This window comes from Ensifer sp. EB106-03-01-XG145 (assembly GCF_058792075.1).
This window is the reverse complement of the sequence record NZ_JBYTEC010000016.1, coordinates 78,224-103,019: the sequence shown is the minus strand read 5'-3', so window position 1 is coordinate 103,019 and position 24,796 is coordinate 78,224. Positions and strand designations below refer to the sequence as shown.

Annotated in this window: 20 protein-coding genes and 1 riboswitch; of the genes, 12 read left to right on the top strand and 8 right to left on the bottom strand. The window is 63.3% G+C overall.

Going from position 1 to position 24,796, the window contains the following annotated elements:
• Positions 1 to 223: 223 nt before the first annotated feature.
• From AC3WWH_RS27345 to AC3WWH_RS27330, 4 genes are all read left to right on the top strand, one after another.
• Positions 224 to 751, top strand: coding sequence for a hypothetical protein (locus AC3WWH_RS27345; protein WP_156433142.1), 528 nt, complete (start codon positions 224 to 226; stop codon positions 749 to 751).
• A gap of 84 nt (positions 752 to 835) precedes the next feature.
• Positions 836 to 1,585, top strand: coding sequence for a phosphodiester glycosidase family protein (locus AC3WWH_RS27340; RefSeq protein WP_058323215.1), 750 nt, complete (start codon positions 836 to 838; stop codon positions 1,583 to 1,585).
• A gap of 137 nt (positions 1,586 to 1,722) precedes the next feature.
• Complete coding sequence (locus AC3WWH_RS27335) at positions 1,723 to 2,250, top strand: RNA polymerase sigma factor (RefSeq protein WP_058323214.1); 528 nt, start codon at positions 1,723 to 1,725, stop codon at positions 2,248 to 2,250.
• A complete protein-coding gene (locus tag AC3WWH_RS27330) occupies positions 2,247 to 4,289 on the top strand; it encodes a vWA domain-containing protein (RefSeq protein ID WP_058327013.1) in 2,043 nt (680 codons plus the stop codon). The genes AC3WWH_RS27335 and AC3WWH_RS27330 overlap by 4 nt, the downstream gene beginning before the upstream one ends.
• 339 nt (positions 4,290 to 4,628) lie before the next feature.
• On the opposite strand, the gene AC3WWH_RS27325 is transcribed toward AC3WWH_RS27330, so the two are convergent.
• Positions 4,629 to 4,976, bottom strand: coding sequence for a hypothetical protein (locus AC3WWH_RS27325; protein WP_058323203.1), 348 nt, complete (start codon positions 4,974 to 4,976; stop codon positions 4,629 to 4,631).
• Between the two features lie 241 nt (positions 4,977 to 5,217).
• On the opposite strand from AC3WWH_RS27325, the gene AC3WWH_RS27320 reads away from it, so the two are divergent.
• The 3 genes from AC3WWH_RS27320 (at position 5,218) to AC3WWH_RS27310 (ending at position 9,252) form a co-directional block, all read left to right on the top strand.
• Entirely contained in the window at positions 5,218 to 5,853 is a 636-nt protein-coding gene (locus AC3WWH_RS27320; RefSeq protein ID WP_058323202.1) for a helix-turn-helix transcriptional regulator, read from the top strand.
• 106 nt (positions 5,854 to 5,959) lie between these two features.
• A complete protein-coding gene (locus tag AC3WWH_RS27315; RefSeq protein ID WP_058323201.1) occupies positions 5,960 to 7,105 on the top strand; it encodes an aminotransferase class I/II-fold pyridoxal phosphate-dependent enzyme in 1,146 nt (381 codons plus the stop codon).
• Between the two features lie 176 nt (positions 7,106 to 7,281).
• Positions 7,282 to 9,252: an acyltransferase family protein gene (locus AC3WWH_RS27310; protein WP_058323200.1), complete on the top strand. Its 1,971-nt coding sequence runs from the start codon at positions 7,282 to 7,284 to the stop codon at positions 9,250 to 9,252.
• Positions 9,253 to 9,355: 103 nt separating this feature from the next.
• Here the strand turns inward: AC3WWH_RS27310 and bmt are convergent, their stop codons facing one another.
• Both bmt and AC3WWH_RS27300 read right to left on the bottom strand, forming a co-directional pair.
• A complete protein-coding gene (gene bmt, locus AC3WWH_RS27305; RefSeq protein ID WP_058323199.1) occupies positions 9,356 to 10,372 on the bottom strand; it encodes a betaine--homocysteine S-methyltransferase in 1,017 nt (338 codons plus the stop codon).
• 65 nt (positions 10,373 to 10,437) lie between these two features.
• A complete protein-coding gene (locus AC3WWH_RS27300; protein ID WP_082616082.1) occupies positions 10,438 to 11,796 on the bottom strand; it encodes an O-antigen ligase family protein in 1,359 nt (452 codons plus the stop codon).
• A gap of 371 nt (positions 11,797 to 12,167) precedes the next feature.
• Between AC3WWH_RS27300 and AC3WWH_RS27295 the strand changes: the two genes are divergently transcribed.
• Complete coding sequence (locus AC3WWH_RS27295) at positions 12,168 to 13,037, top strand: D-alanyl-D-alanine carboxypeptidase family protein (RefSeq protein ID WP_058323198.1); 870 nt, start codon at positions 12,168 to 12,170, stop codon at positions 13,035 to 13,037.
• A gap of 310 nt (positions 13,038 to 13,347) precedes the next feature.
• Here AC3WWH_RS27295 and AC3WWH_RS27290 read toward each other — a convergent pair whose 3' ends face one another.
• The 4 genes from AC3WWH_RS27290 to AC3WWH_RS27275 form a co-directional block, all read right to left on the bottom strand.
• The gene (locus AC3WWH_RS27290) at positions 13,348 to 14,394 is read right to left on the bottom strand and encodes a quaternary amine ABC transporter ATP-binding protein (RefSeq protein WP_058323197.1); all 1,047 of its coding nucleotides are present in this window, start codon (positions 14,392 to 14,394) and stop codon (positions 13,348 to 13,350) included.
• The gene (locus AC3WWH_RS27285; RefSeq protein ID WP_057254175.1) at positions 14,387 to 15,298 is read right to left on the bottom strand and encodes an ABC transporter permease; all 912 of its coding nucleotides are present in this window, start codon (positions 15,296 to 15,298) and stop codon (positions 14,387 to 14,389) included. Before AC3WWH_RS27285 ends, AC3WWH_RS27290 begins: the two co-directional genes overlap by 8 nt.
• A gap of 294 nt (positions 15,299 to 15,592) precedes the next feature.
• The gene (locus tag AC3WWH_RS27280; protein ID WP_057254177.1) at positions 15,593 to 16,591 is read right to left on the bottom strand and encodes an ABC transporter substrate-binding protein; all 999 of its coding nucleotides are present in this window, start codon (positions 16,589 to 16,591) and stop codon (positions 15,593 to 15,595) included.
• Positions 16,592 to 17,379: 788 nt separating this feature from the next.
• Positions 17,380 to 17,523, bottom strand: a complete 144-nt coding sequence (locus tag AC3WWH_RS27275; protein WP_093234608.1) for a hypothetical protein — start codon at positions 17,521 to 17,523, stop codon at positions 17,380 to 17,382.
• 250 nt (positions 17,524 to 17,773) lie between these two features.
• Here AC3WWH_RS27275 and AC3WWH_RS27270 point away from each other — a divergent pair, with 250 nt between their 5' ends.
• Together AC3WWH_RS27270 and AC3WWH_RS27265 are read left to right on the top strand one after the other, a co-directional pair.
• On the top strand, positions 17,774 to 19,231 hold the full coding sequence (locus tag AC3WWH_RS27270; RefSeq protein WP_058323213.1) for a cobyric acid synthase: 1,458 nt from the start codon (positions 17,774 to 17,776) through the stop codon (positions 19,229 to 19,231).
• Between the two features lie 152 nt (positions 19,232 to 19,383).
• Positions 19,384 to 20,010: a class I SAM-dependent methyltransferase gene (locus AC3WWH_RS27265; RefSeq protein ID WP_058323196.1), complete on the top strand. Its 627-nt coding sequence runs from the start codon at positions 19,384 to 19,386 to the stop codon at positions 20,008 to 20,010.
• A gap of 40 nt (positions 20,011 to 20,050) precedes the next feature.
• Here AC3WWH_RS27265 and AC3WWH_RS27260 read toward each other — a convergent pair whose 3' ends face one another.
• Entirely contained in the window at positions 20,051 to 22,282 is a 2,232-nt protein-coding gene (locus tag AC3WWH_RS27260) for an adenylate/guanylate cyclase domain-containing protein (protein WP_058323195.1), read from the bottom strand.
• 243 nt (positions 22,283 to 22,525) lie between these two features.
• A riboswitch (cobalamin riboswitch) is annotated at positions 22,526 to 22,674 on the top strand.
• A gap of 436 nt (positions 22,675 to 23,110) precedes the next feature.
• Between AC3WWH_RS27260 and cobU the strand changes: the two genes are divergently transcribed.
• Both cobU and cobW read left to right on the top strand, forming a co-directional pair.
• Positions 23,111 to 23,638, top strand: coding sequence for a bifunctional adenosylcobinamide kinase/adenosylcobinamide-phosphate guanylyltransferase (gene cobU, locus AC3WWH_RS27255; protein WP_058323194.1), 528 nt, complete (start codon positions 23,111 to 23,113; stop codon positions 23,636 to 23,638).
• Positions 23,638 to 24,702 carry a cobalamin biosynthesis protein CobW gene (cobW, locus tag AC3WWH_RS27250; protein ID WP_057254185.1) on the top strand — a complete coding sequence of 355 codons (1,065 nt, stop codon included), beginning with the start codon at positions 23,638 to 23,640 and terminating at the stop codon, positions 24,700 to 24,702. The genes cobU and cobW overlap by 1 nt, the downstream gene beginning before the upstream one ends.
• The last annotated feature ends 94 nt before the right edge of the window (positions 24,703 to 24,796 follow it).

Sequence of the window (24,796 nt, the reverse complement as noted above, 5' to 3'; positions counted from 1 at the left end):
GCTCTAACTTACGAGAATCGATCACCTTTATGACTGGGGGTCGGCGCCCCAAAATCGCTGTGGTCTCGGCCGCCCGGCTGACCTCCTTGTCTGCAAAGATGGTGCAAATCTCCAAAATGACTAAAATTGGAGATGTCCTGGAAAGATAATATTATCGAATTTACACCGATCTGGACGGCGTGGCGTTGGAGTCCATCGTATGAGAGGCAGCCCAGTCGTATCCGTGAGTAACTATCCTCCGCACCTTTCGCGCGAGGAGGTGGAAGCGCAGATCTCTCGTCTCGACAGTATCCACGCCGCAAACAGCCAGGTCCTCGACGAAGCCTTCAAGCGCCTGCTGGCGATCGGCGCCGGCCACGCCGCCGTCATTGCCGCCTGCGTCACCGGCTTCGATGCGCTGGTGGATCGTTCGGTGTTTTCGGGCAGTTTCCTTCCCGATGCCATCGACATCTTGAGGAAATTTGCGCTGACTGTCAGCGCCCTTGGCCTGTTCCTGACCTTCCTGGCGATCGGCAACAATTTCGGCGAGGTGCAGAAGGAAGCGAAGCGCCATGCGGTGAAGCTCGCAACAACGCTCAGGGAAAAGCGCCTGCTGCTTTCGCTGTCGCAGGATGTGCTGAACCGCGATCCCAAATCCTATTTGCTCGCAGGCGTCGGCGGCTTTGCCTGCCTCTGCGTGATCTTCGGGCTGGCGGCCGCGGCCGGGAGTTATGGACTTGTGATTGCCATGGGGCTGATCGCCGCCGGCTGAGGGCGGATGCTTGTCGTTGGCGTTGCGCCAGAACCGCCGCAATCTCCGTCATGCTTGACGTCTGATTCGATTGGACCTTTTGCCATGCCGCTTTTCCCAAAGCCTTTTCTCGTCGGTGCCGTTCTGTCGGCTGGCCTTGCCGGGCCTGCTGCTGGCGCCTGCCGCGACGTCAGCCATCTCGGACAGGACTATCTCGCCTGTTCGTTCAATCCGGCGACAAGCGACATCCGGCTCTACAACAAGGACCAGGCGGGCGTGCCTTTTCGCTCCTTCCGGGCGCTGTCGCTCGAACTGCGCCACCGTGACGAGTACATGGCCTTCGCCATGAACGGCGGCATGTATCACGACGACCTGTCGCCTGTCGGCCTGCATATCGAAGAGGGGCGCGAGCAGGCGCCGCTCAACACCAATACCGGCTGGGGCAATTTCCATCTGCTGCCGAACGGAGTGTTCTACGTCGATGACGACAAGGCGGGCGTGATGGCGGCGGACGCCTATCGCGACGCCAAGATCGCCCCGCGCTTTGCCACGCAGTCGGGCCCGATGCTGGTGATCGACGGCAAGCTGCATCCGCGTTTCCTGCCCGATAGCACCAGTCTAAAGACCCGCAACGGCGTCGGCGTGACGGAGAATGGCGAGGTTGTCTTCGTCATCTCGAAGCGTCCAGTGCGTTTCCACGATTTCGCGACGCTCTTTCGTGACACGCTTGATTGCCCCAATGCGCTTTTCCTCGACGGTACGATTTCCAGCGTCTACGCGCCCGAGATCGATCGTCACGACCGGCTGTTTCCGATGGGGCCGATGATCGCCGTCGTCGGGAAATTTCCCCGCTGATTTTCTCTGGACGCGGGATGCGGGCGGAAAACCGCACACACTTTTTCTCATCCCGTTCGAAAAAAATATGTCTTCCACCCAAGGAACGGGCAGCCTGCAACGTCTAAGGTTCAAATGAGGTGACGGCGGGCACGGATTTGGACGCTGAACTCGTCGAAAAGGCGGTAGGTGGAGACCGGCAGGCTTTTGGTGAGCTGGTCGAACGACACTATGATTTTGTCCATGCGGTCGCCTGGCGCTGGTCCGGCAACGCGTCGGATGCCGAGGATATTGCCCAGGATGTCTGCCTGCGCTTAGGCGCTGCGATCCGCGGTTTTCGCGGCACCAGCCGGTTTCGCACCTGGCTTTACACGCTGACTTTGAATGCCGCCCGCGATCACAAGAGACGGCAGGCGCGCGATGACCGGCGCATGCAGGCCTATGCCAGCGAGCAGGCGACGATCGCTCCGCCCGAGGATCCCGATGAGGCGCAGCGCGAGGCGCTGTGGGCGGCGGTACGCGACCTGCCGGAAAAGCAGTGCGACGCGGTGCTGCTCGTTTATGCCGAGGGGCTCAGCCACGCGGCAGCGGCCGACGTGCTCGGCTGCTCGGAAGCAACCATATCCTGGCATGTGCATGAGGCGCGCAAGCGGCTGAAGACATTGCTTGGCAAGGAGGCGGTGTGACCATGAGCGACGATTTCGAAAAGCTTGGCCGGCTTACGCCGCCGAAGGCTTCTGCGGAAGCGCGCGCCCGCGCGCTCACTGCCGCCATGCAGGCCTTCGACGAGCGGCAAGAAAATTCGACTGCCACCCAAGGATCGGTCCAGCCGGTTCGTCAAAGCTCCATCTTCAACCGGATATGGAGCCCCATCATGAACCGGAAACTGCTTGCCGGATCGGCACTCGCCACCCTGCTCGTCGTGCCCGCCGCAGCCTTTCTGACGCTCGAACTGACGCGCAACGGTGCGCCCTTCGGCGAGAGCGCGCAGGAGATCGCGCTGAAGGACGAGGCGAAGAAGGAAATGCAAAGGCAAAGGCCCGAGCCGCAGATGGTGGCCAAAAAGGCGGCCACAGATGAACTCGCGCGCCAGCGGGAGGCAAAAACCCTGGAGGCGCCCGCCAGCGCAGCGGTGGAGAGCGAGGCCGCAGCGCCCGCTGCGGATGCAATGGCCAACGGCGTTGCGCGCGACAGCGCCGCCCCGCTGTCGGCCGTCGGTGGCATGCAGCCGCAGATGACCTATCAGCCTGCGCCGATCGCCCAAGAGGAGAGCCTGATCGCACCGCCGGAAAACCGCGAGCGCTTCGGCAAGGCCGACAGCAATCCGGTCAAAAGCGTTCTGACCGAGCCGGTCTCCACCTTCTCGGTTGATGTCGACACCGCGTCCTACGCCTTCGTGCGCCGCTCGCTGATGGAAGGGCAGATGCCGGAGCGTGACGCCGTGCGGGTCGAGGAGATGGTCAATTACTTCCCCTATGATTGGCCGCGCCCGGAAACCGCCGCCGAGCCGTTCAAGGCGACGGTGACGGTGACCCCGACGCCGTGGAACGGCGGCACACGGCTGATGCATGTGGCGATCAAGGGCTACGACGTCGTGCCAGCGCAAGCGCCGAAGGCAAACCTCGTTTTCCTGATCGACGTCTCCGGCTCCATGGACGAGCCGGACAAGCTGCCATTGTTGAAGAGCGCCTTCCGGCTGCTCGTCGAGAGATTGAAGCCTGAAGATACGGTTTCGATCGTCACCTATGCCGGCAATGCCGGAACGGTGCTGGAGCCGACCGCCGTCAAGGACAAGGCGAAGATTCTTGCCGCGATCGATACCCTGCAGCCGGGCGGTTCGACGGCCGGCGCCGAAGGCATCGATGCGGCCTATGCGCTCGCCGAGAAAGCCTTCGTCAAGGGCGGGGTCAACCGCGTCATGCTGGCGACGGACGGCGATTTCAACGTCGGCCCGTCGAGCGACGAGGACCTGAAGCGGCTGATCGAGGACAAGCGCAAAAGCGGCATCTTCCTGTCGGTCCTCGGCTTCGGCCGCGGCAACTACAACGACGCGCTGATGCAGACGATTGCCCAGAACGGCAATGGCACGGCCGCCTATATCGACACGCTCGCCGAAGCGCAGAAGACGCTGGTCGAGGAGGCGGGTTCGTCGCTCTTCCCGATTGCCAAGGACGTCAAGCTGCAGGTCGAGTTCAATCCGGCGGCGATCGCCGAATACCGCCTGATCGGCTACGAGACGCGCGCCTTGAAGCGCGAAGACTTCAACAACGACAAGGTGGACGCCGGCGATATCGGCTCCGGCCATAGCGTCACGGCGATCTACGAGGTGACGCCGACGGGCAGCCCGGCGGTGCTGAACGACGACCTGCGCTATGCGGAGGCACAGAAGCCGGCGGCAGACGCAAGCCCGCATGGCGGCGAGCTCGCCTTCCTGAAGATCCGCTACAAGAAGCCTGACGGCGACAAAAGCGAACTGATCACCACGCCGGTGACCGAGGCCAATGCAGTGCCGGCGCTCGCTGAGGCGCCCAACGATGTCCGCTTCTCCGTCGCGGTTGCGGCCTTCGGGCAGAAGCTCTCGGGCGCATCGGCCCTCGCTGACTATTCCTATGACTCAGTCATCGACCTTGCCACCGCTGCCAAGGGCGCCGACCCGTTCGGCTATCGCAGCGAGTTCGTCAATCTCGTGCGGCTGGCGAAGGGACTCAGTGGTTCGCGCAATTGAAGGTGGCTCGGTTTGAGTGGGCTCGCCCCTCATCCACACGGTGAGGGAAGCCCCTCATCCGGCTGCCGCCACCTTCTCCCCGCCTGCGGGGAGAAGGAAACGCATGGCACCCGCTCATACCCACAGCGGCCCATTCGCGCCTTGCCCTGGAGATCGAGGACAAGTGGAGACGTAGCCGTCGCTCTCCCCGCCTGCGGGGAGAGGTTAGGGTGAGGGGCGATCGGCGGCCTCATCCGCCCTCATTGCTGTGACAAGCACAGGAATGAGGGCGTAGAGGTTTGGAGCTTGCACTATCGCCCCCCACGACGGTCGGGCTCATATCGAGGAGGGGCTGTCGTTTCACGCCTTCGGAAAAGCGCGGTCCAGACCGCCGGCCTTCGAAAGCCCGGCCTTGAACGCCTGGTAGGCGGCGTGCTGGCTGGAGCGGCCGGCTTCCATCAGGCGCATCTGCAGGCGCGCTGGGGCCGTGTTGCCGAACCATTGCCCGAGCTTTTCCAGTTTCAGGGAGTTCAGGAACTTGGCCTCCGAGGCGAGGTCGAGGTGGCGATAAAGGCCATCCATCAGACGCTCGTCCTGCTCGGGGTTTTCCATCAGCAGGCGCAGGAAGGACTGGTCTGCTTCGGCGAAAGCCCCAAGCTTCTCGGCGACCGTATCCCGGTCGGGAAAGGAGGCTGGGCCGGCGTTCATGTAAGTCTCCCGTCTGCGTTTCCGACCGCGCGGCGCGTCTTGTGAGGCGCGCATGGGGTCGCTGTAGCACGTTGAATTGCTGCATGTTTTCGTCCGTTTCCGGTACGAACAGGCGAGCAGCGAATCTTCCTGTCATCGGGGATAGGCCAGCGGCTATCGGTACGCAAGCTGTAGCGCATATGTCATTCCTGAGCAAATCGTCTAATATTGACAATAAATCCAAATTCAGAAATAAGCGGGCATGACCATTGCACCCGCCTTCGCCTCCATCCTCGCCACGCATGCGCCGACGGCCGCTGCGATCAGCGCCTTGCTCTATCCGCATGGAGAAGTCGTGCTGCACGATCTCAGGACCGGTACGGTTGCAGGGATCTGGAACTGCTTTTCCGGGCGCGCGGTCGGCGAAGATTCGCTGATCGAGGAAGAGTTCGCCGCGGTCGGCAGCGCCGACGCCGTGCTCGGTCCTTATGAAAAAACCGGCACGGATGGCCGGCGCTTCAAGTCGATCTCCGCCGTGCTGCGTGACGGGGCGGGCGAAGCGGTCGGCCTGCTTTGCATCAATCTTGACATGTCGATGATCGATACCGCGGTGAAGCTGCTTTCGGCTTTCGCCGGCGCCGAACAGCCGAGGCCACAGGCGCTTTTTGCGCGCGATTGGCGCGAGGAGATCAATGCGACGCTGCATGGCTGGCTGAAGGAGCGGGGGCTGGCACTTTCGGCCCTGAAGCGCGGCGATCGCGTGGCGCTGGTGGCAGCACTCGATGGACGCGGACTGTTCCAGACGCGCAATGCCGTCGATCACCTGGCAAGCCTCATCGGCGTCTCCCGCGCCTCGATCTACAATTATCTTGCTGCGGCACGCGGCGAGGCACCCTGATTTGAAACACGCGCAATTCCGGACGGAGACCGCTTCGCGTCTCCCCGTAGTTGCCTGATCTGCAACCGTTTCGCGCGCCGCCGGGCGCCGAGAGGAGGAGACTTCCATGACGACCTTGCCCGATTTCCGCCTCGAAACCCATTTCTCCCGCTGGGAGTTCAATGCCCGCCACCACATGACGGCGAGCGACAGCCAGACGATAAGCATGAGCGATCTGCTCGCACTTGCCGACGACGAGGACCGCGCCGCCTGGGAAAGCGTGACGCTCGGCTATACCGAGACCCATGGCGCGCCGGCGTTGAGAGCGGCGATCGCTGCCACCTATGAAGGCCTTTCGGCCGCAGACATCCTCTGCTTCGCCGGCGCGGAGGAGGGGCTCTATTGCGCCATGCTGGCGCTGCTCGGGCCGGGTGACCATGCGATCGTGACGGTCCCGAACTACCAGTCGATGGAAACTTTGCCGGTAACGATCGCCGGTGCCGTCACCGGTGTGCCGCTCCGCCCGGAAAACAACTGGCGGCTCGATATCGCCGACGTGCGCGCTGCCTTGAGACCCAATACCCGGCTGATCTGCATCAACTTCCCCAATAACCCGACCGGCGCCATCGCCGACCAGGAAACGTTCCGGGCTCTGGTGGCGCTCTGCGCCGAGCGCGGCATCCATCTCTTCAGCGACGAGGTCTATCGCGGCCTGGAACGCGATCCCTCGCTTCGGCTGCCGCAGGCGGCCGAGTGCTTCGAGCGCGGCATCTCGCTGAACGTCATGTCCAAGGCCTACGGGCTTCCGGGCCTCAGGATCGGCTGGATCGCCTGCCGCGACCACGCACTGCTCGAGCGCATGGAGAAGATGAAGCACTACCTGTCGATCTGCAATTCGCGACCGTCGGAAGTGCTGGCGACGATCGCGCTCAAGGCCCGCGCTGTTATCCTCGATCGCAACCGGGCGCTGGTCGCTGCCAATCTCGAAAAGCTCGGTACCTTCTTCGCCGAGTTTCCCGATCTCTACGAATGGCGGGCACCTGACGGAGGTTGCGTCGGATTTGCCCGCTATCTCGGCGCCGACGGTGTCGAGACCCATTGCCGGCGTCTCGTGGAGGAGTCGGGCGTCTTGCTCCTTCCTTCGAGCCTCTTCGTTTCCGATCTTCTTCCGGTCGCAACCGATCGCTTCCGTGTCGGTTTCGGCCGCAAGGACATCGAGATCGGGCTCGATGCCTGGCGCCGGCATCTCACCGGGCTTCGTGCATCCGCCTGACACCCGCAAGCCGAAGGATATCTCGTGCTTTCCCGCGGCGGCATTCGGTCGCCGCGGTGCCGGTTGGCGGCCGTGCCCAGAAATCGCGCGAATGTGGATATACACCGGGCAGCAATGGTCCTGTCGTTAGGGCCGTGTTAACCAGCGGCCCCTGCCACCGAGTGTTCCCCCTGCTGATGCATTACAGACCCGAAATCGATGGACTGCGCGCGCTTGCCGTGGTGCCAGTCCTCCTGTTCCATGCCGGTTTCGGCCTTGTTGCCGGCGGTTTTGCCGGCGTCGACGTCTTCTTCGTCATTAGCGGCTTTCTGATCACCTCGATCATTCATAGCGAAATCCACGACGGGAGCTTCAGCATCGTCCGCTTTTACGAGCGGCGGGCCCGCCGGCTCGCGCCCGCGCTCCTGCTGGTTTGTGCCGTTTCGATCCCTTTCGCGCTTCTGTGGATGCTGCCGCAGGAGCTCAACACGTTTGGCAAGAGCCTTTATGCCGTGAATTTCTTCGCCTCGAATTTCCTGTTCTGGGATCAGACGGGATATTTCGAGCCGAGCACCGATCTGATGCCGCTGCTGCACACCTGGTCGCTGGCGGTCGAGGAGCAGTTCTATCTCGTCTTTCCGCTGCTCCTGCTTGTGCTGCGCCGTGTGTCTGCGGCAACGACGCTGAAGGTCGTGCTGGCACTCGTCGCCTTGAGTTTTGCGATGACGCAGCTCCTGGCGCGGGTCGATCCGGCCGCGAATTTCTATCTTCTGCCCAGCCGTTTCTGGGAGCTTGGCATCGGTGCGGCCCTGGCGCTTATGGGCACCGCGAGGCTCGATCTGGCAAAAGGCCGCCGCGAACTGCTCTCGGGCCTCGGCCTGGCCGCGATCATCGCGAGCTACCTCTTCGTGCCGGAATCGGCCTTCTATCCCGGCTTTACGACGGTGCCCGTGGTGCTCGGAACGGCGCTGGTTCTTGCCTTTGCGCACGGCGACACCGCCGTCGGCCGGCTGCTGTCGCTGAAGCCGCTGGTCGCGATCGGCCTCATCAGCTACAGCCTTTACCTCTGGCACCAGCCGGTGTTCGCTTTCGCGCGGCTGAGGGCGATCGATGGGATCCCGGCCGAGGGCTATGCGCTCTTGATCGCGCTGTGTTTCGCGCTCGCCTATCTCAGCTGGCGTTTTGTCGAGCAGCCCTTCCGCAATCCCAAGCGCTTCGGGCGCGGCGCGGTCTTCGGCGCAACGCTTGCCGCCGGATCGGCGGCGATCGCACTCGGCTTCGGCTTTGATGGTTCGGACGGACTGGTTGCCCGGAACCGCGAGCTCGCGCAGTTGACACAGCCGAGCGTCGGTCTCGGCAAGAAATGCGACGCCGTCGCCGATCTCGCATGCGCCACCAGCCCGAAGCCGGAAGTTGCGGTCTGGGGCGATTCCTTTGCCCGCCATCTCGTCGATGGCGTCATCGCCTCGAAGCCGGACGTGCGGCTGGTGCAGCTTGCCAAGAACAATTGCGGGCCGTTCCTGAACCTGGCGCCCGTCGTTCCCCGGCTCGGTCGCAACTGGCCGCAGGACTGCGCGCGTTACAACGACGACGTCCGCCGCTTTCTGCTCGCCAACCGGTCGATCCGCTACGTCGTTCTGTCCTCGCAGCTCAGCCAGTATCTGCAGCAGGAGACGGTGCTCGTCGACGGCCGCAAGGAAATGCCGTCGGAAGTCAGCCTTCTCAGCGACGGCCTGCGCACGACGCTCGCCTGGCTGAAGGCCAACGGCTTCGAAGCCGTCTTCGTGGCGCCGACGCCGCATGACGGCCGCGACACGGGGCTCTGCGTGGCCAGGGCACGGTTGCTCGGCGAACCGGATCAGCGCTGCGAGCCGGCGCTGAAGGACGTGCGCAAATATGATCAGGACGTGCTCAAGGTGGTCGCCGATATCGCCGACGAATATCCGGTCGTCAGCTTCATGAACTATCTCTGCGATGCGGATAGCTGCAAGGTCGAGGACAAGGGTGTCTCGCTCTTCGAGGACTTCGGGCATTTCTCCGAGCAAGGATCTCGCCAGATGGGCCGAGCCTTCGACTTCTACCGCTCCTTCATCCAGGCGGCGGAGCGCGATGCTCTTTCCTGGCGTGAGCCGGGCACTCTGCCGCTCTTCGGGAGCGCCGATCTTTAACGGCGTGTGCCACTACCGGGCGCTGTCCATCAATCTCCAAAAACAAACGCCCCGGATCATGCGATGCCGGGGCGTTTGCTTTTGATTTGGCTTGTCGCTCAGATCAGGCGCGGCGGCTGCGACGCTCGCGGGCCGGCGCGGCTGCCGTTTCGTTGGCGGTCTTGTTGCGCATGGGGCCGATCTTTTCGATGATCAGCTCCAGCGTCGGGCGCTCGCGGCGCACATGCTCGTCCAGCGCCACGCGCATGGCGGCGAGGTGGTCGCAGGTGGTGCCGCAGCAGCCGCCGATGATCTTGGCGCCGGCATCGGCCGCAAGCCGTACATATTCGGCCATCAGCGGCGGCGTGCCGGAATAGTGGATCTCGGAGCCGCGGAATTCCGGAATGCCGCAATTGCCCTTGACGATCACGGTCGCCTCAGGGGCGGCTTCGGTCATGTCGAGCAGCGAGGAAAGGATGTCCGAAGCGCCGACGCCGCAATTGGCGCCAACGGCCACGGGCCCGTTGCCGAGATCGCTGACGACACCGTGGATATCCTTCGGATGCAGGCCCATCATCGTCTTGCCGGCGGTGTCGAAGGAGCCGGTATAGACGTAGGGCAGGCCCACCTTGGCAGCGGCTTCGGCGGCGGCGCGGATTTCGTCCGGCGAGGACATGGTTTCGATCCAGGCGACTTCGGCGCCTCCGGCCTTCAGGCCTTCGATCTGCTCGATGAAGGCGACAACCGCGTCCTCATAGGAAAGCGCGCCGAGCGGAATCAGCAGTTCGCCGGTCGGGCCGACGGAGCCGGCGGTGATGACCTTGCGCGGTGCCTTGTCGGCAACGGCGCGGGCGATCTCGGCGGCGCGCTTGTTCAGCGCATGCACGCGGTCGTCCGCCTGGTGCAGTTTCAGGCGATGGCGGGTGCCGCCGAAGGTGTTGGTGAGGATGATGTCGGCGCCGGCGTCGACGAAATCCTGGTGCAGCTTGGTGATGTTCTCCGGCTTGCTCTCGTTCCAGAGTTCCGGCGCTTCGCCGGCCTCCAGGCCCATGGCGAAGAGCGACGTGCCGGTGGCGCCGTCGGCGAGAAGAATGCCTTTTTCGGCGAGGAGAGAGGAGAGGACATTGGATGCTGCGGTCATCGGTTTTTCCCGGCTAGAAGAGATTACACTAAGATATAAAGATATCTTTATGTCTTGGCAAGCGTTCAGCGTCGGGAGGCTGGCGCTTCCGCGCGCATGCTCATGCGGCCGGCAAGCCCGAGCCCGAAGACGGCAAGCGCGGTCAGCAGCCACATCGGGTCGGCACGATTGAGGAAGAAGCTTTCGAGCATGGCATTATAGGTCATGAAGATGACCACCATCACGCAGAAGTCGGCAAGGATCCGCGCCTGCGGGCGACGATAGGCGCGGATGTAATCGAAGAGCGGTTTGACGAAGAGGAGGGCCGTCATGAGGATGCCGCCCGGCACGCCGAACATCAGCACCGCGTCGAGATAGCTGTTGTGACCGGTAACGATGCCGCGCACGTCCCAGCTCGCCTCGAAATTCGCTTCCATTCCCATGATCACGGGCGATAGCCAGAAACTCGCATAGCCCTGGCCGAGCCACGGGCGCTCGGCGATGCTGGCACTGGCGAATTTCCAGATGTCGTCGCGGCCGGTAAATGTCGGATCGTCGATCAGGGCCTTGGTGATCGAAAGCAGCGTGTCGGAATAGATGCTGCCAAGCGTCAGGCCGAAGATCAGAGCCGACATGGCGAGGTGGGCGAGGATCATCAGGCTGGGGCTGCGCACGGCGCGCCCGGCAAAGACGAGGCCGATCGCGATCGGCAGGAAGCCGATCGTCGTCTTCGACCCGGTATGAAGCACGAAATTGGCCGCAAGAAGCGTGATTGCCCAGCCGCGCAGCGGCGCACCGGCACGCAGGCAATAGATGCCGAACATGCAGAGGATGGAAAAGACCGGCGCCGAGACGTTCTTGTGCAGCAGGTGGCCGCGCCAGAAGCCGGCGTGCCAAGGTTCGTCGCCGAAGGCCGAATGGATGGCGCGGTCGGGCGCCACGAAGAGCGCGGCATAGTCGATCAGGATCAGAAGCAGGATGGCGTTGGCGCCGGCATTGACGAAATCTCGCTCGCTCCTCGGCAGCACCAGCACGCCCGCCACCATGATCATCGCAATGAGGCTCAGCGTCAGGCCGCGGGCGGAAGCCGCAGGGTCATAGGACTGCAGGCAGGAGAGATAGGCGATCGCGAAGATCGCGATCCAGCTCGGCGAGACCAGGCGGGCCAATATCCGCCTGTCGACCGTAAGCAGCATGGCGAACAAATAGACCGCGCCGAGCACCAGGTAGCCGACCTGGTTGATGATATTGCCTTCGTTGGCGGCGTTGGGGTCCGTGGTTACCGCACCCTCAAACGGGATCAGCGTGAAGACGATGAGGAACAGGCCAAGGCCCGAGAGCAGCGCGGCAAGACCGTGGACGAGCTCCGCCAGGCCGGCATCGAAGGCAGCCGGCACCCGCTGACGCTCGGTGGATAGGTTTGCCGTGGCTGAGTTCGGGTGCATGGCCTGCCGAAACGGGTGGAAGTTTGCCGCGTCGCGGGCGACGCCTTCGTTTGTGAACCCACGCCGGTGTCGCCGTTGAGGCTGGCCGGGCAGGGGAGACGGTCACCTTGGCGCAATCAGGTTAAACCTCGGTGAAGCGCGAGATGGTCCTGCCCGCGGCGACGGCTTGGTGCCTCGGTCGCCGGGAATGTGATATTTGCAGACGGATTGCCGCAGGTGCTTGCCGCGCCGGCCTCCTACCCGTAAAAAGGCGGGGATGTCTCGGCCGTGGAAAACGCGGCCGCTGCCGTTTTCAGCGGCATGTCTTCCATAATTCGATCACGATTTTCGTCCCGAGGTCGTTCGATAGCGTCGAAACGAGAAAACACGATATGCAGTCCCTTATCCGTATGGTCGCGTCCGCCGCGGTCTCCGTGAGCCTGCTCATTGGCAGCGCCTCCTTTGCCGCTGCCGGGCAGGCGCATTTTGTCGTCAACGCCGAGACCGGCTCGATTCTCGAAGCCGACAATGCGGACGAGCTGAACTTTCCGGCCTCGCTGACGAAGATGATGACGATCTATCTCGCCTTCGAAGCGCTGAAGAACGGCACCCTGCAATGGGACCAGAAGCTGACGGTTTCCGAACATGCCAACGGCCTCGAGCCGTTCAAGCTTGCCGTCGGCGCTGGCCGCCAGATCACCGTGCGCGAAGCGGTCATGGGCATGGTCGTGCTTTCGGCCAACGACGCAGCCGTCGTGATCGGCGAGACGCTTGCCGGCAACGAGCCCGCCTTCGGCGAGATGATGACCCGCAAGGCCAAGGCACTCGGCATGAGCCGCACGGTATTCAAGAACGCCAACGGCCTGCCGGACCCGGCCCAGGTGACGACGGCGCGCGACATGGCGACGCTCGGCCTGGCACTGATGCGCGACTTCCCGACCGAGTTCCAGCTCTTCGCCAACAAGACGATCGAGTTCCGCGGCATGAAGCTGCGCGGCCACAACGGCGTGATGAAGCGCTACGAAGGCGTCGACGGCATCAAGACCGGCTATACGGACGCGTCTGGCTACAACCTCGTCACCTCCGCCAAGCGCGGCGGCACCCGGCTCGTCGCCGTGGTCATGGGCGGCAAGACTGCACAGGCGCGCGACGACGACATGATCGCTCTGCTCGACAAGTTCCTGCCGCCGAAGGAAGACGCGAGCGCGGCAAGTGTTGCCGAGCCGGTTGCAGCGGCAACGGCAGCGACCACGACGAACTGAAGCGTGTTTCGGCTCCTGCTGTCGGGGTAACCCTTAGCAACAGCCCATTCGAAGTGAAGGATTGCCCCTCTCCTCGGGTTTAACCCGAGGACTAACCCTCTCCCCGCAGGCGGGGCGAGGGGACGCGGACTGTCGCCAACTGTCAGCCCTTGGGTTGACCGCCAGCTATGGCGCCAGGTGTTCCGGATGATCTTTGTCGAGCTAGGGACTGCGACTTCGCCACGCGTCCCTTCTCCCCGTCAGAACGGGGAGAAGGTGCCGGCAGGCGGATGAGGGGCGCGTCTTTAGACGGCACCGCTCGCTCGCTGACTCACGCCGCCGCGCGATCCTCGTGGCTCGTTGGCGTGACCATGGCGGAGATGACGGTGGAAAGGTCGAGCGCACCGATCGGGCGGCCGTTGACGTCGACCACATGGGCGCTTGTGACACGGGCAGCGGTCATCATGCGGGCGGCCGCTTCCAGCACGGTGCCGGTCACGAGCGGTACGCCTTCGGCATTGCCCGAGAGCGGGCGCATGATCGTTTCGACATTGATCACCCGCCCACGGTTCACTTCCTTGACGAAAGCGGTGATGTAGTCGTCGGCCGGCGAAAGCACGATCTCCTGGCCGGTGCCCTGCTGCACCACGCGTCCGTCGCGCAGGATGGCGATCTTGTCGCCGAGGCGAAGCGCCTCGTCGAGGTCGTGGGTGATGAAGACGACGGTCTTCTTCAGTTCCTTCTGCAGGTCGAGAAGCACGGTCTGCATGTCGACGCGGATCAGCGGATCGAGCGCCGAATAGGCTTCGTCCATCAAGAGGATATCGGCATCGTTGGTGAGCGCGCGGGCAAGGCCGACGCGCTGCTGCATGCCGCCCGAAAGCTGGTTCGGATAGTGGTTCTCGAAGCCCTTGAGGCCGACGCGCTCGATCCAGCCGCGCGCACGCTTCTCGCTCTCCTTGCGCTCGATGCCCTGGATTTCGAGGCCGTAGACGGTGTTGTCGAGCACGGTACGGTGTGGCAGCAACGCGAATTTCTGGAACACCATCGCCGTCTTGTGGCGGCGGAATTCCCGGAGAGCGTCGTCGTTCATCTTGCAGACATCGACACCGTCATAAAGCACTTCGCCCGAGGTCGGGTCGATCAGCCGGTTGATGTGGCGGATCAGCGTCGACTTGCCGGAGCCGGAGAGACCCATGACCACCATGACGCCGCCGGCGGGCATGGAGATGTTGATGTCCTGCAGGCCGAGCACGTGGCCGTGCTTCTCGTTGAGCTCGGCCTTGCCCAAGCCTTTCTTGACGGCGTCGACAAAGTCGCCGCCGCGGGGTCCGAAGATCTTGTAGAGGTTCTTCACCTCGATCGCGTGACTAGCCATGGATAACCTCCGAGTGCTTTTGCAGCCGCTTGCCGAAGGCCTGGCTGGTACGGTCGAAAATGATGGCTATGCCGACAAGGGCAAAGCCGTTGAGGAAGCCGACGGTGAAGAACTGGTTGGCGATCGCCTGCAGCACGTTCTTGCCGAGGCCGCCGACGCCGATCATCGAAGCGACGACAACCATCGCCAGCGACATCATGATCGTCTGGTTGATGCCGGCCATGATGGTCGGCAAGGCGAGCGGCATCTGCACATTCTTCAGTTTCTGCCAGGACGACGAGCCGAAGGCGTCGGCCGCTTCCATCACTTCCTTGTCGACGAGACGAATGCCGAGATTGGTCAGCCGGATCATCGGCGGCACGGCGTAGATGACGACCGCGATGAGGCCCGGCACCTTGCCGAGGCCGAAGACCATGACGACAGGGATCAGGTAGACGAAACTCGGCATCGTCTGCATGACGTCGAGGATCGGGTTGATAAAGGCCTGCACCCGGTCCGAGCGCGCCATCAGAATGCCGATCGGAATGCCGATGACGATCGAGATGAGCGTGCAGACGGTGACCATCGCAAGCGTGACCATCGTGTCGTTCCAAAGCCCGACAAGGCCGATGGCGATCATCGACAGCGCCGTCCCGATGGTGACGTTGATGTTGCGGCTGCCGAAATAGACGACCGCCACCATGAGCACCAGGACCAGGATCCAGGGCGAGCCGACGAACAGGCTTTCGAGGTAGTTCAGGAACCATTGAAGCGGCTGGACCATCCTGTCGATGATGTCGCCATAGGACCGCACGAATCCCTTGAAGCCGTCGTCGACGGTCTTGCGAGCGAGCCGGATCGTGCCTTCGTCAATGGCAGGGAACTTGCAGAGCAAAGCTGGCAAGACACTGCAGATGGATGCCATATGTATCCCCTTCTTGGCCGGAAGTCTTTTATCTCGCCGGTTGCGTCTCGGCATCGATTTGCGTCGATGCCTGCGCACACTGCTGGTGGCCTCTTTGGGCCCGGCTCTTGAACTGTGTCAGCGAAATGTGGCGTCCGCTTTACTGTTTGCGACGCGGACGGCCTCGCTTCGCCGCCTCTGGAACGACGCGCGCTCGAACGGAACCCGCAAGAGCGCTGCATTGTCCCCGTTCCGGCATCACAACCGGAACGGACAGGCGGCCGTCAGGGACGGTGCGCCTGCCCTTGTGTCGTGTCAGAGTGCCGCCTTGACCTTTTCGGCCACTTCCGGGCTCACCCACTGGGTCCACATGTCCGGGAACTCGGCGAGGAAGTGCTTGGCGCCATCCTCGTTGGTACCCTGGTTCTGGTCCATCCAGGCGAGAACCTTGTTGACGGTGCCGTTGTCCCACTTGCGCGCCTTGACGTAATCCATGGCGACGCCGGCCTTCTCGGAGAAGGACTTGGTCACGACCGTGTAGACGTCGGAAACCGGGTAGGAGTTGACCTTCGGTGTCGGGCAGTCAGGAACGGCGGTGCAGGCGTCCCAGTCGGCCTTGTCGTGGTCGACGCCGAAGGAGAGGCGGGTCATTTCGTACTTGCCGAGAATGGCGGTCGGCGCCCAGTAGTAGCCGAGCCAGCCGGTCTTCTTTTCGAAGGCGTTGGCGATCGAGCCATCGAGGCCGGCGGCCGAACCGGTATCGACCAGCAGGAAGCCGGCTTTTTCCGCGTCCAGTGCCCGATAGAGATTGGCGGTCGAGACCTGGCAGTTCCAGCCCGACGGGCAATTGTGAACCGCGGCCTTCGACGAATCTTCCGGCGACGGGAAGAGTTCCGGATGCTTCAGGGCGTCCTGCACCGTCTTGATGTCAGGATGCGCGTCTGCGAGGAATTTCGGGATCCACCAGCCCTCGATGCCGCCTTCGCTCAAGATCTTGGCGGCTTCGATCAGCCGGCCTTCCTTGATCGCGGCGTCGAGCGGCGTGCGCACGGCGTTGACCCAGAGTTCCGGCGCCATGTCGGGTTGCGACTTTTCGTTCATGGAAGCGAAGGTCGGCATGGTGTCGCCGGTGACCAGCGTCACGGTGCAGCCGTAACCGTTTTCGAGAATGAACTTGTCCACCTGGGCGGCGACGCCGGCGGAAGCCCAGTTCATTTCGGCAATGCTGACTTCACCGCATTCCGCAGCCTGCGCGGAACCCGCCAGAGCATAGAGGCCCGCGGCGAGAATGGTGGAAGCGAGGAGTTTCTTCATGTTGCAAGACCTCCCAGTCTTTATTTGCAGCCAATTTCCAAACGGGAACCCACGGCGGATGCCGAGCATCCTCCGTCACCCGGAGCAACTATGCAGCCTGGGGTTCGGCATCAAATTAAGCCAAGGTTCACCCTTGCTGCGGACGGTGCGGGAGTTCGTTTTCAGCCCTGGCCGCGGAACCCTGTCGCCAGCCAATCTCCTCTTATACCGCCAGCCAAGCCTAAGTATTCTCATTGAGAAATCAACCTCTTCAATCGGAACGTCGGGTCGCCGCCGCTCTTTACGCGTTCTGTCTGCGACATCGCCGGCGGGCGCTTTTTGAGCATGAGGAAGGCCGAATTTAAGCAATACCGACAATTCCTGCCGCAAAAAATGGCGCTATGCGCCACATCGTTCGAATCCCTGTCGAGATCCTGACGTTTCCTGTCGTGATTGCGTCACGGCGATTGTCGCGCATGTCGCGAAAAAAATTCAAAAAAAGCCGGAATTCATCTTTGGTTAAATCCTCAATAACCATCCGGTAACGATGTCCAGCTAATGGTGCTTCTCGCGGCGGGGGACTGCCGCGGGTCCGGATCAGGTAGTGCGTCCCGGATTTCTAGCGAACCTTCGGTGCGTTACCCCGAAGTGACCAGGCGTTTTTTTGGCGGCCGCATCCCTCTGTCGAGGTTGATGCGGCCTTCGCATTTCAGCACCAGCGTCGGACATAAAAAAACCGCCCCGGATGGGGCGGTGGAGGAGGCTCTGGGAGGAGAGCTCGAAGGGGCATCTACGCCCCGATCGCGGACCTAGCCGACGTTCGACGTACGGATGAAGCCGAGCGGGCCGAAGGGGGCGTCGACGACGAGGTTGCGCACGCGCGACTGGCTGGTCGGAACCTTGGAGTTCCAGGCGATCTGAACGAAGTTGGGCTTGCTGAAGATGTACAGCATGGACGTGAACCTTGAGAGGCCGGAGGCCTATCCCCCGGAGCTTGTTGCTATGCCGTTGATATAGGTGTGCGCCGCAACAAAATGAATGCCAAACTCGCCACGTGATGTCGCATTTTGGCTACCAGCCGCGGCATTTTCGACAAGCCTTGCGAAAGGCCGAAACAATGCGTGAGAAGCCTCGCTCAATTGCGGCGAAATCGTGTCGAAACAGACCTTTGCCGCTGACCGTTTCAGTGTTACCGATGGCCGCATGACACGCAGGATCATGTTGCAGGGAACCGGCTCGGATGTCGGAAAATCGGTACTGGTGGCGGGGCTCTGCCGGCTCGCCGCCAATCAGGGCTTAAAGGTCCGGCCGTTCAAGCCGCAGAACATGTCGAACAACGCCGCCGTTTCCGACGACGGCGGCGAGATCGGCCGGGCGCAATGGCTGCAGGCGCTGGCCGCGCGCGTGCCGTCGTCCGTGCATATGAACCCGGTGCTTCTGAAGCCGCAGTCCGATGTCGGCAGCCAGATCGTCGTGCAGGGTAAGGTGGCGGGGCAGGCCAAGGGGCGCGAATACCAGGCGCTGAAGCCGAAGCTGCTTGGCGCCGTGCTGGAAAGCTTCGAACAGATCTCGGTCGGCGCCGATCTCGTGGTCGTGGAGGGCGCAGGCTCGCCGGCCGAGATCAACCTGCGCGCCGGCGACATCGCCAATATGGGCTTTGCGACACGCGCCGACGTGCCGGTCGTGCTCGTGGGCGATATCGACCGCGGCGGGGTGATCGCCTCGCTCGTCGGCACCCATGCGATCCTTTCGGATGAGGACCGGCGCATGGTGACCGGCTACCTCATCAACAAGTTTCGCGGCGACGTCACGCTGTTTGACGACGGCATCGCTGCGGTGAACCGCTTCACCGGCTGGCCTTGTTTTGGCGTCGTGCCATGGCTGAAGGCAGCAGCCAGGCTGCCGGCAGAAGATTCGGTCGTGCTGGAGAAACTAGCGCGCGGCGAGGGACGGGCGCTGAAGGTTGCCGTGCCGGTGCTGTCGCGAATCGCCAATTTCGATGACCTCGATCCGCTGGCCGCCGAGCCGGAGGTCGATCTCGTCTTCGTCCGGCCGGGCAACCCGATCCCCGCCGATGCCGGCCTCGTCGTCATCCCCGGGTCGAAATCGACCATCGGCGACCTCATCGATTTTCAGGCGCAAGGCTGGGATCGCGATCTCGAGCGCCATGTGCGCCGCGGCGGCCGTGTCATCGGCATTTGCGGCGGCTACCAGATGCTCGGCCGGCGCGTGACCGATCCTCTCGGTATCGAAGGCGGCGAGCGCGCCGTCGAGGGCCTCGGGCTTCTCGACGTCGAGACCGAGATGGCGCCGGAAAAGACGGTGCGCAACAGCCGCGCCTGGTCGCTGGAGCATGACGTGGCGCTTGAGGGCTACGAGATCCACCTGGGCAAGACGCAAGGGGCCGATTGCGACCGGCCTTCGGTGCGCATCGACAACCGTGCGGATGGCGCGCTTTCTGCCGACGGCCGGGTGATGGGCACCTATCTGCACGGGCTGTTCACGAGCGACGCCTATCGCACAGCACTTTTGCAGAGTTTCGGCATCGAAGGCGGGGCGAGCAACTACCGCCAGTCGGTGGACGCGGCGCTTGACGATGTCGCCGGCGAGCTGGAGGCGGTACTCGACCGGCGCTGGCTGGACGGGCTGCTTGGCAGATAGCCGAAGAAGGGGGCGTCAGCGGAGATCGTCGGGATCCGGGCGACAGAAGGGACCAGCCTCAAACCCCAGCATCTTCCACCGTTCCGCTGTAGAATTCACTGGGAAGAAAGGAGCGCTCAACTACGGCCGCGCGCTCGGAGACAGGTGTTGCAATGCAGGACGAAACCAGACGAGCCCATTGGGACAAAGCCTATCAATCGAAAGGCGAAGCGGGGGTCAGCTGGTTCGAAGATGCGCCCGCCGTTTCGCTCGATCTCATCCGCAGGCACGTGACGATCGCCACCGCGTCGCTGATCGATGTCGGCGGCGGCGCCTCGCGGCTGGTGGACGCGCTGCTCGACGAGGGCATGAAATCAGTGACGGTGCTCGATCTGTCGCCGGCGGCGCTCGATGCCGCCAGGGCAAGGCTCGGGCTGCGGGCCGACGCGGTCCACTGGGTTGCGGCCGATGTGACCGCGTGGCGGCCGGATCGGACCTACGACATCTGGCACGACCGCGCCGCCTTTCATTTCCTGACCGATCCGGACGACCGGGCTGCCTATATCGAGCGCCTGACGGCGGCCGTCGCGCCTGGCGGGTACGCGGTTATCGCCACCTTCGCGCCCGATGGTCCGGAGCGCTGCAGTGGCCTACCGGTGGTGCGCTACGATCCGGCGGCACTCGCCGAAGTGATCGGACCGTCCTTCCGGCTTGTCGAGCATGTCAAGCACCAGCACACGACCCCGTGGAATTCGACCCAGGCCTTCCAGTTCAGCGTGCTGCAGCGGGTGACGCACTAGGGCCGCAACCGGTTTGGCGCCTGCGTCGCTTCTGCCATGGCTAGCGCACCTGCGAGAAGGTGAAGGCTCTGTCGCCATGGTACCAGATGAACTCGTTTTCCCGGGCGCTCAGTCCTCCGGGGTTCCGCGAGACCACCCCACAAAGGTTCGTCGTTTTCAGCCACAGGAAACAAACCTCGTCCTTCTCGAACCGGACCTCGACGTTGCTCATCCTGCCGGCGCCGAGCGAAGCCCAGTCTCCCGTCAAGGTGGCGATGCCCTCGGGCGAAACGACAGCTTCATGTTCCTCGCCCGAATCCAGCATGCGTCCACGCAACCGGTGCCCGAAGAACAACGAACGGAGCTCATCGGCTGGCAGCCTGTCGCGAATGCTGACGTCGGTGTTCATCAGGGTCTCAGGCACGCCCGCCAGGCGCAGTCCCTGATAGAGCTTCTCGCTGGCATGCGGCTGCGCCAGGTCCAGCGGCGGGCGCTCTGAAATGCAGACGGGCGTTCCGCCACGGCTGATGCGAAGCGCGTCGTAGCGGGCGACTGCCGCCTCAGCCTCCGCGCGGTGACCGAGATGTCCGGCGGCAGAGGCAAGGAGAAGGAAAGGACCGTCATCCTGGGGGTTGAGCGCGATGCTGCTTCTCGCCGCCGCTGCTGCTGCTTCGAAATCCTCCAGGCTGAACTGCGTCAGGCCGAGGACGTACAGGAAGAAGGACGGGGAGTGCGGATCGAGGCGGATCGCCGTGCGGATATGGGGCAGGGCCTCCGCCGGCCGACCGGCGGATGTCAGCACGAAGGCCGTCAATGCGTAGCTCCAGGAGTCGCCGGGTTCCAGCGCGATCGCTTCCTTGAGGTCTGCGAGCGCGTCGGCATGCCGCCAGTCCACTTCGGCAAGGAGGGCCGCTGCCTGATAGGCGAGTGCCGTCTTATGTTTCTGCGCCATCCGCAGAAACTGCCGCGCCTTGGCTCGCGCCTCGAAGCGCGTGATGCCCAGCTGATAGTGCCAGCGCCACAGATAAATGCGCGCATAGACCATGGCTGCGGCGGCATAGGCACGTCCATAGGCGGGATCGAGCGCAATCGCCTGGTCGAAATAGGGCAGTGCCTTCGCGAAGTCTTCGGGCGTGGTGCGCCGGTGGTGCTCCCAGCCGCGCAGGAACGCATCGAAGGCCGCCGGCACGGTCGTTTCCTTGCGCCCGAAGGCCATCTGCTGGTCAGGATCCAGCCGCAACGCAAGCGCTTCGGCAATGCCGCGCATCACTTCGTCCTGCAGCGCAAAGGCGTCGGTGAGCGATCCGTCGAACTTTCCGGCCCAGACGTGACCGCCATCCAGGGAATCTATGAGCTGCGCATTGATGCGAAGTTGCTCTCCGGCACGCTGGACGCTGCCTTCAAGCACATATCTCACACCGAGTTCTTCCGACACCTGCCTGGCTGTCACCGATCTCCCCTTGTAGGTGAACGTCGAGTTGCGCGCGATGACGAACAGGCCGGAGATCTGGGCCAGTTCGGTGACGAGGCCGTCGGTCATGCCATTGGCGAAAAACTCCTGCTTGGGGTCATCGCTGACATTGGCAAACGGAAGCACGGCGATCGAGGGCTTGTCTGCTTGGCTGAAGTCCACAGCCTGAGCCGGACGGATGTCGGCAGGCGGCTGCCACGGGCGCCACCAGGCGGCGCCGGCGGCGGCTGTGAATGCCAGGGCAGATGCCGCTGCCAGGGCGACCCAGCGTCTTCCACGGTGCGCCCTGGCCTTCGGCTTGCCGGCGTGGGCTTCGTCCAGCCAGAGACGGTAGGTCCGAACCGGTTTTTCGACGTGTTTCAGGCGCTGCTCGCCGAGAAAGACGAAACCGACATCGAGGTGCTTCTCGACCTGGTCGTAGGCGGTGCCGGAGATGACGATGCCGCCCGGTTCGGCCAGGCTCTGCAGGCGCTCGGCGATGATGACACCATCGCCGTGGATGTCGTCGCCCTCGACGATCACGTCGCCAAGATTGATGCCGATGCGGAATTGCAGCCGCCCCGCGTCCACGCCGCGACTTTCAGATTTGGCGCGCTGCACCTCGACCGCACATCGGACCGCCTCGACGACGCTGTGGAACTCGACCAGCAGGCCGTCGCCCATGGTCTTGATCAGCCGGCCGCGATGCGTCTCGATGCTTTGTTCGAATAGTTCGTGCAGGTCGGCCTGAAAGCGGGCGCAGGTACCCTCCTCGTCGGCCTGGGTAAGCAGCCCATAGCCGCAAACGTCGGCAATCATCACGGCGGCGAGCCTGCGTTCCATGTGCCTACCGGATAAACGAAGCCCCTCGGGTCGGTTGCGGGATGGTTCAGCGACCTTTGCACGTCCATAGGACGCGCGGCGCTGCAGTTTAACGCAACATCTGTAATTGCTAAAATATGTTCGTTCGCGATCTGCCATTCGCCTCATGTCCGGTGCGGCTTCGCGCTCGACAAATCGTCGCGCGACGCAAGTCGGCCGGGGAGGTGTCGCAAGCGTCGATTGACTTTGCGGCGCCCGCTTCCTAATCATCGGATGTTGGATGGTTCCCCCTTGTCGTGGCGATCGGGGGGAATAATTGGGAATGTGACGGATGGACCCAAACCGGGCATCCTTATCGCAGCCGACCCCGCGACTGTAGAACGGTCAGGGTTCGCCATCGGGCTCAAATTCAGAGCTGCCAGCCGGTTGCATGGGGCAATCGAGGCAGTGCGGAATCGAGCCGGAAAAGCCACTGGCGTGGCATCGTGATCAGCCGGGTTGGACGCCTCTTCTTCTACGAATCGTCCGCCTTTCATGATGTCGCCCACAGCACCCATGCGTCGGAGACGACGCGCAAAGGTTCGCTGTGGCACTGGAAAGCGCCGGGAAGGTGAGGCGGGCCGCTCGGGTCCTGACATCGGAACCTCGTCCATTCGGGGCGAGGCGATGTGGGGCCCGTGACGCCGTGAGCCAGGAGACCTGCCACCCGACATGGGCATTCCGCCCGAGGAGACGTGTCGTCTCCAACGCCATCACGGAGGTTGTTTTGGCTCTCAGATACTTTCCCGAACGCGCCGCCGGCGCGTCGAACGGCTGTTGCCATCTGCCGCTGACCTTGGCGCGGTCGCGATGAGCAATCCCAGCGCCGGACCGGTCCTGGTCCTCGGCGGCGCCCGCTCCGGCAAGTCCAGCTTTTCCGAGAAGCTCGTCGAAGCGTCCGGTCTCGCCAAACATTATGTCGCCACTGGCCGCGCCTGGGACGACGAAATGCGCGCGCGCATCGATCATCACAGGACGCGCCGCGGCGAAGGCTGGACGACGCACGAGGAGCCGGTCGATCTCGTCGGCATTCTGCGGCGCATCGACGACCCCACCCATGTCGTTTTGATCGACTGCCTGACGCTGTGGGTCACCAATCTCATGCTTGAGGAGCGCGACATCGAGGCGGAGTTCGCAGCGCTCGCCGCCTTCCTGCCGCAGGCGCGGACGCGCCTCGTTTTCGTTTCCAACGAGGTCGGCCTCGGCATCGTGCCCGAGAACCGCATGGCCCGCGAGTTTCGCGACCATGCCGGCCGGCTTCACCAGATCGTTGCGGAGAAATCCGCTGAAGTTTACTTTGTCGCGGCCGGTTTGCCGCTGAAAATGAAGGGTGAATAATGACCACTGCGAGAACCAGCCACGGCAAGATCCCGGCGACCGTCATCACCGGCTTCCTCGGCGCCGGCAAGACGACGATGATCCGCAATCTGCTGCAGAACGCCGACGGCAAGCGCATCGCGCTGATCATCAACGAGTTCGGCGATCTCGGCGTCGACGGCGACGTCTTGAAGGGCTGCGGCGCGGAGGCCTGCACCGAGGACGACATCATCGAACTTACCAATGGCTGCATCTGCTGCACCGTTGCCGATGATTTCATCCCGACCATGACCAAGCTGCTCGAGCGCGAAAACCGCCCGGACCATATCATCATCGAGACCTCGGGCCTGGCGCTGCCGCAGCCGCTGATCGCCGCCTTCAACTGGCCGGACATCCGCAGCGAAGTCACCGTCGATGGCGTCGTCACCGTGGTCGACAGCGCTGCTGTTGCCGCCGGCCGCTTTGCCGACGACCATGACAAGGTCGATGCGCTGCGCGTCGAGGACGACAATCTCGACCATGAAAGCCCGATCGAGGAACTGTTCGAGGATCAGCTGACCGCTGCCGACCTCATCGTGCTCAACAAGACCGATCTGATCGACGCGTCCGGCCTCAAGGCCGTGCGCGACGAGGTTTCCTCGCGCACCAGCCGCAAGCCGACCATGATCGAGGCAAAGAACGGCGAAGTGGCCGCCGCCATCCTGCTCGGCCTCGGCGTCGGCACCGAAAGCGATATCGCCAACCGCAAGTCGCACCACGAGATGGAGCATGAAACGGGCGAGGAGCACGACCATGACGAGTTCGACAGCTTCGTCGTCGAGCTCGGCGCCATCGCCGATCCGGCCGCCTTCATCGATCGCCTCAAGGGCGTCATCGCCGAGCACGACGTGCTGCGCCTCAAGGGTTTTGCCGATGTGCCCGGCAAGCCGATGCGCCTGCTGATCCAGGCCGTCGGTGCCCGCATCGACCAGTATTACGACCGGGCCTGGGCGGCCGGCGAAAAGCGCGGCACGCGCCTCGTCGTCATCGGCCTGCACGACATGGACGAGGCGGCGGTGCGCGCTGCGATTGCTGCGCTCGTCTGATCGTTCATTGAATGAAATGATCTAACGCATTGAAATAACGCAATTCCGGACGGAAGCCGCTTCACGCGTTTCCGTTCGGAATTGCCCGAACGGA

Coding starts and splice junctions, on each gene's coding strand:
- AC3WWH_RS27340 (WP_058323215.1), top strand. CDS start 836: ATGCCGCTTTTCCCAAAGCCTTTTCTCGTCGGTGCCGTTCTGTCGGCT.
- AC3WWH_RS27310 (WP_058323200.1), top strand. CDS start 7,282: ATGCATTACAGACCCGAAATCGATGGACTGCGCGCGCTTGCCGTGGTG.
- AC3WWH_RS27280 (WP_057254177.1), bottom strand. CDS start 16,591: ATGAAGAAACTCCTCGCTTCCACCATTCTCGCCGCGGGCCTCTATGCT.
- AC3WWH_RS27260 (WP_058323195.1), bottom strand. CDS start 22,282: ATGGAACGCAGGCTCGCCGCCGTGATGATTGCCGACGTTTGCGGCTAT.
- AC3WWH_RS27300 (WP_082616082.1), bottom strand. CDS start 11,796: ATGCACCCGAACTCAGCCACGGCAAACCTATCCACCGAGCGTCAGCGG.
- AC3WWH_RS27295 (WP_058323198.1), top strand. CDS start 12,168: ATGCAGTCCCTTATCCGTATGGTCGCGTCCGCCGCGGTCTCCGTGAGC.
- AC3WWH_RS27315 (WP_058323201.1), top strand. CDS start 5,960: ATGACGACCTTGCCCGATTTCCGCCTCGAAACCCATTTCTCCCGCTGG.
- AC3WWH_RS27285 (WP_057254175.1), bottom strand. CDS start 15,298: ATGGCATCCATCTGCAGTGTCTTGCCAGCTTTGCTCTGCAAGTTCCCT.
- cobW (WP_057254185.1), top strand. CDS start 23,638: ATGACCACTGCGAGAACCAGCCACGGCAAGATCCCGGCGACCGTCATC.
- AC3WWH_RS27265 (WP_058323196.1), top strand. CDS start 19,384: ATGCAGGACGAAACCAGACGAGCCCATTGGGACAAAGCCTATCAATCG.
- cobU (WP_058323194.1), top strand. CDS start 23,111: ATGAGCAATCCCAGCGCCGGACCGGTCCTGGTCCTCGGCGGCGCCCGC.
- AC3WWH_RS27320 (WP_058323202.1), top strand. CDS start 5,218: ATGACCATTGCACCCGCCTTCGCCTCCATCCTCGCCACGCATGCGCCG.
- AC3WWH_RS27290 (WP_058323197.1), bottom strand. CDS start 14,394: ATGGCTAGTCACGCGATCGAGGTGAAGAACCTCTACAAGATCTTCGGA.
- AC3WWH_RS27325 (WP_058323203.1), bottom strand. CDS start 4,976: ATGAACGCCGGCCCAGCCTCCTTTCCCGACCGGGATACGGTCGCCGAG.
- AC3WWH_RS27275 (WP_093234608.1), bottom strand. CDS start 17,523: ATGCTGTACATCTTCAGCAAGCCCAACTTCGTTCAGATCGCCTGGAAC.
- bmt (WP_058323199.1), bottom strand. CDS start 10,372: ATGACCGCAGCATCCAATGTCCTCTCCTCTCTCCTCGCCGAAAAAGGC.
- AC3WWH_RS27270 (WP_058323213.1), top strand. CDS start 17,774: ATGACACGCAGGATCATGTTGCAGGGAACCGGCTCGGATGTCGGAAAA.